The organism is Carboxylicivirga sp. (assembly GCF_982718395.1).
In genome coordinates this window covers 1-12442 of the sequence record NZ_CEXQWX010000047.1, presented here as the reverse complement: position 1 = coordinate 12442, position 12442 = coordinate 1, and the positions used below count along the sequence as shown (strand labels likewise).

The 12442-nt window shown below is 35.3% G+C and carries 8 protein-coding genes and 1 pseudogene; all 9 read right to left on the bottom strand.

From position 1 onward, the window contains the following. Positions 1–10: 10 nt before the first annotated feature. The gene (gene amaB / locus AC4MRQ_RS10725; RefSeq protein ID WP_491197672.1) at positions 11–1540 is read right to left on the bottom strand and encodes an L-piperidine-6-carboxylate dehydrogenase; all 1530 of its coding nucleotides are present in this window, start codon (positions 1538–1540) and stop codon (positions 11–13) included. A gap of 32 nt (positions 1541–1572) precedes the next feature. Next, on the bottom strand, positions 1573–2472 hold the full coding sequence (locus AC4MRQ_RS10720; protein WP_491197671.1) for a DUF1338 domain-containing protein: 900 nt from the start codon (positions 2470–2472) through the stop codon (positions 1573–1575). Between the two features lie 2 nt (positions 2473–2474). Beyond that, the gene (locus AC4MRQ_RS10715) at positions 2475–3539 is read right to left on the bottom strand and encodes a saccharopine dehydrogenase family protein (protein WP_491197670.1); all 1065 of its coding nucleotides are present in this window, start codon (positions 3537–3539) and stop codon (positions 2475–2477) included. A 512-nt stretch (positions 3540–4051) separates the two neighbouring features. Beyond that, positions 4052–4777 (bottom strand): peptidoglycan recognition protein family protein, encoded by a 726-nt coding sequence (locus AC4MRQ_RS10710; RefSeq protein WP_491197669.1) that lies wholly within the window; start codon positions 4775–4777, stop codon positions 4052–4054. A gap of 48 nt (positions 4778–4825) precedes the next feature. Next, the gene (locus AC4MRQ_RS10705) at positions 4826–7114 is read right to left on the bottom strand and encodes a hypothetical protein (RefSeq protein ID WP_491197668.1); all 2289 of its coding nucleotides are present in this window, start codon (positions 7112–7114) and stop codon (positions 4826–4828) included. 96 nt (positions 7115–7210) lie between these two features. Further along, positions 7211–8158: a hypothetical protein gene (locus AC4MRQ_RS10700; protein ID WP_491197667.1), complete on the bottom strand. Its 948-nt coding sequence runs from the start codon at positions 8156–8158 to the stop codon at positions 7211–7213. Positions 8159–8631: 473 nt separating this feature from the next. Continuing rightward, positions 8632–10548 carry a glycoside hydrolase family 97 protein gene (locus AC4MRQ_RS10695; RefSeq protein ID WP_491197666.1) on the bottom strand — a complete coding sequence of 639 codons (1917 nt, stop codon included), beginning with the start codon at positions 10546–10548 and terminating at the stop codon, positions 8632–8634. A gap of 157 nt (positions 10549–10705) precedes the next feature. Next, entirely contained in the window at positions 10706–12112 is a 1407-nt protein-coding gene (locus AC4MRQ_RS10690) for a sulfatase (protein WP_491197665.1), read from the bottom strand. A gap of 15 nt (positions 12113–12127) precedes the next feature. Then, a pseudogene (locus tag AC4MRQ_RS10685) lies at positions 12128–12442 on the bottom strand (hypothetical protein); the annotation flags it as partial.

The following is a 12442-nucleotide window of genomic DNA, read 5'->3' as shown; positions in this document are numbered from 1 at the left end:
AGAATATGTTTTATATCTCAAATTTAATCCCTTGTGAAAGCGGCAACTCATCAGAATAATTGATTGTTACCGTTTGTCGACGCATATAGTTTTTCCAGGCATCACTTCCACTTTCTCTACCTCCACCTGTTTCTTTTTCACCGCCAAAAGCTCCTCCAATCTCAGCACCTGAAGTTCCAATATTCACATTGGCAATACCACAATCACTGCCGCTATGCGAAAGAAAGTATTCGACTTCCCGCATGTTCATTGTCATAATCGTTGAAGATAAGCCTTGCGGAACATTATTTTGCAACTCGATTGCCTCCTTTAATTCCTTGTAAGCAATTATGTAGAGAAGTGGAGCAAATAGTTCCTTTTGAAGAATAGGCAGATTTGCATCTACAACCGCAATGGAAGGGGTTACATAACATCCTTTTTCCAAATCGCTTACCTGAAGAGTTCCTCCTTCTATAACAAATTGACCACCTTGTTTTTTGCATTCCTCAATTCCTTTCAGATAATTCTCTACAGCAATATCATCAACCAATGGCCCCATGTGATTTTTTGGATCCAGTGGATTGCCAATATTGATCTGTTTATATGCATTTACTAATCTGTCAATGACATGCTCAAGAATCGATTCGTGCACAATTAATCGTCGAGTGGAGGTGCAACGTTGACCCGTTGTGCCAATAGCGCCAAAATATGTAGCCGGTATCGCAATATTTAAATCTGCTTTTTCAGTGATTATCATTGCATTGTTACCTCCCAATTCGAGTAAAGACTTACCAAATCTTTTTGCTACATTTTGAGCTACTGCTCTACCCATTTGTGTAGACCCGGTAGCTGATATCAATGGAATATTCGTATCTGAACTCATCCATTCACCAACTTCTTTATCACCAGTTACCAAGCAACTGATTGCCTGAGATAACTTATTCGTTTCAAGAATATTTGCCATTAATTGCTGGCACACCAAAGCTGTCAGAGGTGTTTTTTCTGAAGCTTTCCAGATACATACATTACCACATACCCAGGCAATAGCGCTATTCCAACTCCATACGGCTACCGGAAAATTAAATGCTGAGATAATACCTACCACACCCAATGGATGCCATTGCTCATACATTCGATGCATGGGGCGTTCACTTTGCATGGTTAGTCCATATAATTGCCTCGACAGGCCAACTGCAAAATCACATATATCAATCATCTCCTGAACTTCTCCATAGCTTTCCTGTAAGCTTTTGCCCATCTCAAAAGCTATCAGTTTACCCAAGTGCTCTTTCTCTTCTCTTAGTTTGTCTCCAAATTGTCGCACAATCTCTCCACGTTTGGGTGCCGGAATGCTTTGCCAAGCCTGGAATGCGCTCTTAGATTCTTCTACAATTTGAGTGTACGCATTTTTATCTGTACATTTTATTGTAGACATCAACTCTCCATCAACTGGTGAAAAAACTTCTAACAAAGGTCCATTAGAATGTATTGGAGTATTACCAATCCATGATCCTTCATTGGCATTGTCTAATTGAAAATGATTAAGTATATCTTGTAGCATAATCTTTGCTTTTTATTCAATAATAGAAAGTGTCAATTCTTGTTTTTACGGGTTTGGCTTGAATATGTGCTTTCAAATATTTTATCTGCATTTCCTGTTTCAAAGCCGTCCCTCCTATGTGATCTCCCAATTTCATTTTTCGATAAGTGAGTAAATTGGGGTAATATTTTTCTTTCGGCAAACTCCACATAACTACCTGATATTTTATGAATTTCATTGCCTGAAAAAGTAGCATCAATCATTTGAGAAACAGAAGAACTTTGCTTTAACAATCCATCTTTACTGGTTTTTATAATTCCACCAGCATTATTCATGCTTATTCCAATTCCTATCAATAACTCATTAAACTTCTCTAACGTATCGTAAGGTTGTGGTAAGTTGTGCACACTAATCGTGAAATGGTTTAAATAGTATTTGTTGTAAATGGTCCACGATGCATATTCACTTACCCCTGCCAGTTTATTGTATTCTTTCCATGTTGGTGTTCTCCAAAGAGGAGAATGTAAAAACTGGTCAACTACAGATGCATTATTTAAATCCAATTTATCTACAGGATCCTCTTTTACTTCGTTTGTAAAAGACTTTATTGTATCCTGAATAGTGACAGGAAAATCTTCAACACGCAACTCACTTATAAATATTCTTGGAAGATGATTTTCAGGAGGTGCATACCAACGAGCATTTAGTTTCTTGTGCTCAAAATAAAAATCTTCTCGTGCGCTGTATCCATGAAATAAAAATATTTTCTCCAGCGATTGAATTCCTAATTGTGGAACCCCAATCGTTCTAAAAGCAATATGGTCATTTTCAATATCTGATAAATCATTAATGATACCTCTTTCTTTGAGAGCCTGTGTAATTTTATTTACATCTGAAACCCGTTCTCGATAGCGGGTCATTAGTCCATCTAATATTTTATTAAGTATATCCATGATTACATTTGATTTTTATAATATTGTCCATAAGTAGTCGATAGGAAATCATCCAGGTCAATGTCTTCTTGCCTTAAATAACCTTTATCAGGCGTTTTTCCATTATTTACCAATTCAATAACACTACACACGCTGGAAGCAGTGGTCCACGAAATAGCTCTATATTCCTTACCATCAATTTCCTGTGGCAAATATGTATGGAAAAATTCCTCTCTGAAAAGTTTTTCTCCCTGCCAGCCTTCAACCGCGGCGTAAACATGAACCATGTCTTCTTTAACCGGTGGTTTAGCAATTGTTAGAATCTCTTCTAATTCATCTCTTTTATCTTTTAGGATTAGTTCAGTAATTAAAAAGCGCATTAACCGTGCATGACCAGGATAGCGAATGGTTTTATAATTCAAGGTATCCACTTTACCATCTAAGGTCTTGCACAGGGTACCCAATCCTCCACTTGTATAAAATGCTTCATACTCTCTCCCTTCGATATTAATGGTTTCCAATCCCATTAAGGAGGAAACAAATTTTCTTTTACCATTGGCTATTACCTCTGCATCCTCAATATATTCATTAATAACCCCGGCCGGAGACCAATTAAATGAATATCCTAATAGTCCATTAGGATATCTCGGTAATGCCCCCACTCTTAACTCCACATCCCTAAGTTTGTCAAATTTTTTGACAAGGTCATAACCAACGATGGCGATATATCCTGGTGCCAATCCGCATTGCGGGGCCATAATTCCCTTTGATGTTTCAGAAAGTTCTTTGATTTCAACGGACGTTTTAATATCCTCGGTTAAATCGAAATAATGGATCCCCGCCTGGTGAGCTATTTTTGCAATATTAATATTATACCTATAGGGTAAACATGAAACAACAGCGTCAAATTCTTTAAGTTGATTCACTGTTGACTGATGATCAGAAATATCGATTATTGAACTTTGGAAGGGAAAGGTGTTGGTAATTGGCTGCGAATCGAAACCATGAACCTTAAATGACTTGTTTAATAAAATGGCAACTAGTGATCCAACTTTGCCAAGACCTACAACAGCAATGTTTTTTATCATTCTCAAACAGTTTAGAATTTTAAGTTTATCTCAAGTTATGAAAGAATTTAATTAGATGCACACAGACTTGAGCAATTTAAAGTTCTAACCAGTTAGTTTATTAAGATTAATATCTGAATTGGGAATATCTGCCAATGGATGGCTTAGTTTTAGCTATTAATGGTGCATAACGCGAATCACCACATATATTAAGTTAGAATAACCATGGTGAATTATTTGATGAGGAGGACTAGTGATGCTACTCTATATACACAACTCGAGATAAAATAATAAAACATGGTTGTTCTATATTATCAGATCTTCAAATGATTCCACCAAAACCATAACAAAACTTGCTTTAAGTGGTCAATTAAAAGAGCCTAATCTTTCTAAAATTAGGCTCCCTTTATTGATACGTCTACATTTACAATTATAGTAAGTAAATTGGTTTACAGCTTATTCTGTCATGTTTGAGATAACTTAATTTCAATAAATACCATTAAAGTAATAACTGATAACAAAATATCCATAATTTATACCACTGCTGGCACCGTTAATTCTAATAGCATCTTCCATGTTTGAGGTCCAACAACTCCATCAACTAACAGGTCATATTCACTCTGGAAGGCTCTAATGGCTGCAGAAGTTCTTGGTCCCGGAATTCCGTCAACTGCTCCACAATCATATCCCAAATGATTCAATCGCTTTTGAATTTCTTCAAATGTTCTGGGTATTGTTTTGATTTCAGGGTGCTGCGACAGATCATTTCTATAATTCTCTATCCATTGGCCTACATCGTCTCCTGGACAGGCTCGCTTACCAAAATGATAATGACCATAAACTTCCTGATTGGTTAAATGGTACTTTGCCTGTAGATATTTAACCAGTTGTTCCAATGACTGCATTTGTTGTGCGGTAGGTGTGGATGTTCCCAAATCATATCCTGGTCCGTTAAAATTACCAACCAGCATGATACCAATTGCCACACTATTCTGCCCTTTAGTATGCCAGGTAACGTCTGTAAATTCATTTGCCTGAACAATTTCTCCATTTTTACGAATACCAAAATGATATGCAAAATGCGGACAACCTCTTTGCGAAATATGATTAGGACCAACATGATATTTATTGACCTGCTCAATAGTTCCTTCACCCAATTCCTGATGGATAATAATTTTATCTATCCTGTTTTCAGCCCTTTTGTTCCAACGGCGTTTGTTATGCCATGGAAGTACATTAATTAAATTTTTAATTTCCATAGTGCATTATTTAAGACAGTGAATAATATTTTTTTTAAGCCCTTACTCTTAGTTACCAATCACCATTACTTTCTCTTTTGATTTATCCTGATAAGTAATTGTCAGAGTTCTTACAAGTTCATTTAACAGCTCGGGTTGATGATGTTCCAGAGCTGCAATTATCAGCTGACCAAACCATCTTTGACTAAATCCTCTGTCATCTTTAGATATGCGCTTAAGCAGCTTAAAGAATCGATTCAATACAGTCTTACTTTTTCGGTTTTGGTGGTTTTCTAATTGTGCACCTGTTTTGATATTATCATTCAGATCTTTAATTGAATCAACCAATTCCAAAACAATATCCCTTGCTTTTTCGACATCTTCGCCTCCGATATATGGACTATTTTTATCTACAGTATAAGTGGCTCTATCAATTTCATGCAAAGCCCACTTCTTAAAATTCTCCATATAATAATCTTCCTGAAGTGTTACTTCAGTTCCTATACCTTTGAACCTGTTACGAATAACTCTTGGGTAAAATCTAAGTCGTGCTTCAACACTGGTGCTTTCTCTTATTTTTTTGTCAGGCAATATAGCGACAGCCATTGCATTTGCTATTGTTTCAATGGAAACATGCTGACTAACTGCATTCAATGTATCCTCAAATGCATTAATCGGAATTGACAACTTACATTCGTAACCTACATTTTCATCACCGTAAACCTTATTCCAAATATCTTTTGAATAGCTCTGTATCTGCTCTGTGTCTATTCCGCCCCATGCCACTGCTGTAGTTAATAAAAGGTTTAAATCCTTCATATCGCGCCTGCCTTTTTTACCTTTTACTTTATCATCAAATTTGGCGGTAGTCAGTGTTAAGGCATATTCTAACTCTTCATAAGTAATGTCATCATCAGGTACATTACTTTCACAATTCATGGACACTTGGTAAGCCAATTTTTCCTTTCCTCTAACCTTTTCCTTTTTATGCAAATATGATATGGTTACTGTACGCTTATCTTCAAGATCATAGTACTTTTTATCAATACTATAAACATCTTCATTTGAAGTTTTTAAAGACCAGTTACCAAATGATATACCAATAGAAAAATGGCGCTCAAAAGTTCTTAATTCTTCAGTAAAAAACTCGTTTACCGTAATTCCTTTTTTACCTTCACGCGCTGCATCCAATATATTTCTGACATCTAATTTTATTATTTCTTTAATATGCTTGTTGAGCATATTAATCGAAAGGTTAGCATCCATAAATACCCCTTTCTCTATCACCTTTTTATATTCATAGGTCAACCCCAGTTGAACTGTTTCACTCACCAACTTCAGAACACTTTCTTTCGACTTGGTTATTTTTTCCTTATATCCTTCATAGTGCTCTTTTAGTTTATCAATATTATCTCCGACAAAATCAATTTTGTCAATCAACTCACCAAGAAATTCATCATCAACGAATGCATCATACTTTTCAATCGCCTTATCAATTTCACTAACAGCGGCTCCAAGGTAATTTTCAAAATACTCATCTATTACTTTTTTTATCTTATCCTGATCAGCTTTAAATAGACTTAGTGACAGCCCACCACTCAAAGCCACTCCAGTTGTAGACACTTTCTTTTTCAATAACTTTAAGCGGCATTCATTTTTTTTGATTTTATGAATCAAACATTCAAAAACATCATTTTTGGCTACTTTAAAACCAACTTTAAGTGAAGGATCTATTTCAAAAGGGATTTTTTGTCCGGCACTGGTCAAGGAGAACACAGGTGCGAAAGCCATACTTAATACTTCAACAAGGTTGACAGTCACATTAAAATCTAACTCTCCATTAAATGTATAAGAAAATGCTTCATTAATTTCCCGTCTATCCCAGAAATTTTGTTCATCTGAGTCTGTCACTAAGGTTTTAAAATTCTGTAATTCATCGGTTAAGGCTTCACCTACAGTAAGATTCTTATCGTAGGGTTTATACCATTTAAACCAAATGGATTTATTTAGTCCAAGATCAAAACTCAAGATATCTTTAATTGGCAGGCCTGCACTACTATTTAAGCGACCATTAATAGCGTGCATAACAACAACCCTGTTTTGCAATTCCTTAGCAAGCTCACTACTTGTTAAATAAAAATCTGATAACTCTTCATTTTCTATATCATCTGGTTCATTAATCACATATGTATTAATACTGGCAGTTGGCTCTATATTTAAAATCAACTTACTGTCTACTACACTAACTTCTTCTTTTATATTATCAGTGAATTTTACATCATCATACAATTTTAATGTTGTATCTTTTAGCACTTTACCTTGAAAAGGTAATTCGGGCAAAATGTTTATTAAATTCATATATGTCTATCATTAGGTTTAACTAAAAATTCTTATACGACACTAACTATGAGTATATGGTCTCTATAGATTGTTACCGTTTTCTACACCTGACGCTTATGTATCTGTTTCTTTTTTCTTAGTTTCTTCTTGTGCACCTGTACCCCGAAGTTTAATCAACCTGTTTAGTAAATCAAACCAGAAAGAAGCGCCAAGAGATAAGGCAATGGTAGTAAGTAAGCAACCTAAAACACTTAGCCAAAAATCTTTTTTATCGAGTTTAAACGCCGGTCTTTTAACATCAATTATGGACCTTGTGATCTTAGATTGCTCAGTCAAGGTTTGTATTTGAGCATTTAAACTGTCAAGCGTGGCGTTATACTCAGCATCTGCACCACTAACATCATTCATTGCCATTATTGAATTAGTGGCCATATTGAGCATTTCAATTCTTGCCTTATCATCACTACTTAATTGTTTAGCAATGGCTATTGTATCAACGTTCATTGAAAATGCTAAAATACCACCAATGATAAATGTAATAAGTTGAATTCGTTTTTTATACCAACCAGCTACCCGATCCATGGTTTCATTAAACCAATCTTCCAATAACCTTTTTAGTGCATTGATATCATTATTTGCTTCCTCTATAAGATTATATAAAAAAGCCTGTGTAGGTATTTTCCTATCTAATTTGTTCTTTAATTCATCTAAGGATTCTGTGCTTAGCTTACTATTTAATAATACATTCAGCACACTTTTGGAAAAGGTCTTGGCCTTTATATATGACGGTAAGTTTCGATTAAATCGTTTAGATTTTCTTCCCAGGTAAAGTATTTCCGGCCGTTCATAAAAACTTTCACTTAAATTCTTATTATCACCTTGTAAGTCGATTACCTTTCCTGTATCATCATCAAGCATTCTTTTAATACCATTTAAGAGATACTTTCCTCGTAAATTGATCCAGGTAGCAATCAATTCGGTTAAAGTCGTAGCAAATAAGCTATAAATGGCATAAAGGAATACAAGTCCAATTGCCACATCAAGAGCAGGGTTGTTTAGCATGTGTCTTAATTTTAATTAATAACATACCGATCAAACATCCAAAATATCAATAAAAGAAGTACTTTTTAAAGTAGATACTAATCGGTTGTTAATTATACTAAATAATTATCATTACTGCTTAACCTGAACAGTAAAATATTGTTACCCGACTAGTGTTTAAAGACCATCTATAAATTTATTTCGTACAATATCATAAACTAACAATTTCCCTATCTCTTTTAATTGTTAATTATGAATGTCAAATTTATAATTGCAATCCAAAATTAGCAGTTAAGCAATTTAATGTCAACCCCCACTTTTACAGAAAAGTTAACATAAATGATTCTTCATGAATATCAGTAGTAATTATCCTATAAAACATTACCACATCAACTTCTATTTTTTTGTTTGACTAAATTGAAAATAAGCACATTTGTTGACTGAAAGAAATTGGCTAGCCTATAAAGAATCTTTAATGAATATGTGTTTTTACATTATTGATCAGATATTAAACGTAAGTGAATAGCATTCCCTCCTCCTTCACATAAATCGACGCTTACCTTCGTTTTAGAGTTCACTTTCTGCTTCCGAATTTTATATACTTCCTTATTATTTAGAAAATGTGAGTCATCTGCATCTTCATAAAAAGTAGCTTCATATTGTCTGTTTTCAGGAAGAAAGTCCAGGTTAATATCCAATGTTCTTTCTTCACGGTTTGTAAGTGAACCAATAAACCAATCATCTCCCGCCTTTCTTACAATGCAAACATATTTATCTAATTCGGCATCCAAAACCTTAAAACCATCAAATTGCGGAGGTATGTTTCGAACACATTCAAACAGATCATCTTTTTTGGCATATTCCTCCGGACTATCCGGAAGAACCATCCATCCCGTATAAACAACTATTAATTTTGCCACTTCAGCCGCAACTGTACCTGGTAATACTTCAAACACCTTTGTTCGTGCATGTGCATTATTTAAGTCAAACCATCCATTTGTTAAATCTAACGGCCCGGCTATCATGTTAATTAAAGCATGGTTAACGCTTGTTTCAGGATAGCTAGAGCTTTTAGCATCAGCCTGGGCATGCCCATATTCTTTAGTAATCAAATTAGGATAGGTTCTTCGATCACCACTTGGAGGTACAGGACCGTCATGAAAATCGACAAGCAATTTATATTTAGCACACAACTCAACCACCTTTCTGGTATGCTTCACCTTTTCTTCAGGATTGCCTCGCATAAAGCCATACTTTACTCCTACAGCTCCCCACTCTGAAAATTGTTTCAACACGCGCTCTAAACCAAAACGTTTTGCTCCTACATCGTTTAAATAAAGAATAACACCAACATTCTTATCCTTTGCATAAGCCATGCATTCTTCTATATTAATACCATCAATGGCACTGGTTGGGTCAGAACTCTCACTAAACTCAGAGCCATACCAATCGGCATCTATTAACAAATTCTGAATGTTGTTCTCTGACGCAAAATCAATAAATCTTTTATGTGATTTGGTATTCAGTCCGTAGGTAAAGCCATCCTCAGCTTGATAACTAGATACACGCCAATCCCAAAGTGATTTACCAGGCTTGATCCAGGAAGCATCTTTTATTTTACAAGGTTCATTAAGATTAACCAACAGGTTAGATTCAACTAAATCACCAACACGATTACCAATAATAAAAGTTCGCCAGGATGTTTGAAACGAATTACTACGACTTGTATAATCAATATTAAATTTTAACGATTGATCATCGTCAGAGGCATTAAGCGATAAAGGAGCAAAATCAAAGATTGCAGCCTCATGTATAGCCATAAACTTATCATTATCTAACTGCAATACAGCTGGCGTTTTTATTTTCCTGAACTGTTTATCTGATCTTTTAATTGGTCCAACATTATGCTTCTCTCCATTAAAAGCCCAATAGGTATAATCCCCTTTTAAATCTAACTTTGTCAACTCTTTATCAATCATTATACTGTCTTTCACAACTTCTGATGGAAAGATATAACGATATGCAAAACCGTCATCATAAACACGAAATGCTAACTTATAATGTAGTTTCTGCTGCCCTTTACCGGAAACATCAAAAAGATATTCATTGTAATGATTACGAATGGTAGGTTGTTTTCCATTAACAGTGTTCCAGGTTTCATCAATTTGAGTTTGCTGCACCTCCGTAACAGATGTACCATTCATGCAATTAGTACCATTTACCTGCAGACCAATTCCAGAGTGATTGATGATTGTATCCTGTTGGTGAATTACGAAGAATGAAACTAAATTATTTGAATCGGAAATTACAAGCTGTAATTCTTCATTTGGTGACTTCAATAAGTGGCTTTCGTTAAGGGTGCAAGACACCATAAATAACGATAACACTAATAAAACGAAATTAACCTTCATAGATTTGTATTTTTCAAAAGATAACAATCCTGATATTTTTTTTATAATCACAAATACTGAACTATTAATTCAGATCATTCTCAAAAGTACCTATTTCATTAAATAATTCAGTGGACTTTTCGGTTATGTTTTTTTGACCAGTATAGACTAAGTCATATTAATTGCCATTTGATACATAATCAGGGTTCGCTTTTGTTGGCACTGGTGCATTCACCACTTCTCTCCAATTCTTTAAAAGTTTATGCAATTCTTTAACTTTCTTGGGATTTGTAGAAGCCAAATTATTTTTTTCCCCAATATCTTCTTTAAGGTTATAAAGCTCAATGTCATTATTTTCAAAATATTCAATCAGCTTCCAATCTCCTAAGCGAACGGCAGATCCTGGTCGGCAACGAAAAAGTGGATCTTGAGTTTCAACATTTCCACCTTGCAGATAAACTGGAAAATGCCAAAATAATGGACGTTCTTTTAGACTTCCCTTATTAGTTAATAATGTTAATATCGATTGCCCATCAAACATTTTATTTTTGGGATTCTTCACATCAACGGCATCTAAAATAGTTGGAAAAAAATCAAGATTACTAACGGGAATATCGCATTTAGTACCACCTTTAATCTTTCCTTTCCAAAAGGCAAACATTGGTTCACGGATACCTCCTTCATAATAAGCCCCTTTACCTGCGCGCAATGGTTTTTGCTTCGTTACTTTATACACACCGCCATTATCCGAAATGAATAAGATAAGGGTGTTATTTAGATTGTTCGTTTCTTTTAATTTCTGAACCAGTCGTCCAATTTGATTATCCAAATTCTCAATCATAGTGGCATACTTTGGATTATTTTGCCCCATCCACTCTGGTTTACCTTCATATTTTGGCAATAGATCTTTTACTGGTTGAATGGGGGTATGAACTGCATAGGGCGAATAGTAAAGAAAGAATGGTGTTTTCCCTGTTGAACTGACAAAATCTAATGTCTTATCCATTATCAGATTGGTCAGGTAATAATCTTCCGATGGTGCATCAAGCGGTACACTTTTATATGGTGGATAATAACTTCCGGGATTACCAGCATGACAACCTCCAATATTAACATCAAATCCTTTTGTTGTCGGATCGTCATTTAAATGCCATTTTCCTGCATGGCAAGTGGCATAGCCGGCACTTTTGAGCACCTGTGGCAATAATATGATGTCATCAGGTATAACCGTTGTATTTGGAGTTGGTATTAATTTCCGGTCTTTACTTTTTCCACGCTCGGATGATTGAACGGTATAAATACCATGTCGGGGTGTCCATTGTCCACTCATTAAACAGGCTCTGCTGGGGGCACAATTCGCAGCTGCCGCATATGCATCTGTGAATATCATCCCTTCTTTGGCTAACGCGTCGATGTTTGGTGTTTCATAATATTCAGATCCCATAAAACCAACATCTCGCCACCCCAGATCATCAACATTGATTAATACAATATTGGGTCCCGTTGATTTCTCTCTTGCCAATACCTGATAACTAATTGCCAGACTAAACAGAATTATTCCAATTAAACTCTTTGCATTCTTCATAACTGAACTCTAATATTATTCAAAACTATACGGCTTCATTTTATTCATGATTAACCTTGCCTTTTTAACCACTTCAGGATGCTGATCTGCAACGTTATTTTGTTCTTCTAAATCTCTTCCCAAATCATATAGCTCTATTTCTCCTGCTTGACTTTGCTCTGCTTTTGATCTTGGGTAGTTGACAACTGCTTTCCAATTACCCATGCGAACAGCCTTACCTTTAACGAATTGTTGCTTTCCTTGCCTAAATTCCCAGTACATGTATGGGTGTTCCTCCTGTGATGAATCTCCCTTTAAAGTCGGCAGAAATGAAATTCCATCTGACTGCTT

Bases quoted from the DNA above. Each gene is read 5' to 3' on its own strand.
- amaB (WP_491197672.1), bottom strand. From the start codon at position 1,540: ATGCTACAAGATATACTTAATCATTTTCAATTAGACAATGCCAATGAA.
- AC4MRQ_RS10720 (WP_491197671.1), bottom strand. From the start codon at position 2,472: ATGGATATACTTAATAAAATATTAGATGGACTAATGACCCGCTATCGA.
- AC4MRQ_RS10715 (WP_491197670.1), bottom strand. From the start codon at position 3,539: ATGATAAAAAACATTGCTGTTGTAGGTCTTGGCAAAGTTGGATCACTA.
- AC4MRQ_RS10710 (WP_491197669.1), bottom strand. From the start codon at position 4,777: ATGGAAATTAAAAATTTAATTAATGTACTTCCATGGCATAACAAACGC.
- AC4MRQ_RS10705 (WP_491197668.1), bottom strand. From the start codon at position 7,114: ATGAATTTAATAAACATTTTGCCCGAATTACCTTTTCAAGGTAAAGTG.
- AC4MRQ_RS10700 (WP_491197667.1), bottom strand. From the start codon at position 8,158: ATGCTAAACAACCCTGCTCTTGATGTGGCAATTGGACTTGTATTCCTT.
- AC4MRQ_RS10695 (WP_491197666.1), bottom strand. From the start codon at position 10,548: ATGAAGGTTAATTTCGTTTTATTAGTGTTATCGTTATTTATGGTGTCT.
- AC4MRQ_RS10690 (WP_491197665.1), bottom strand. From the start codon at position 12,112: ATGAAGAATGCAAAGAGTTTAATTGGAATAATTCTGTTTAGTCTGGCA.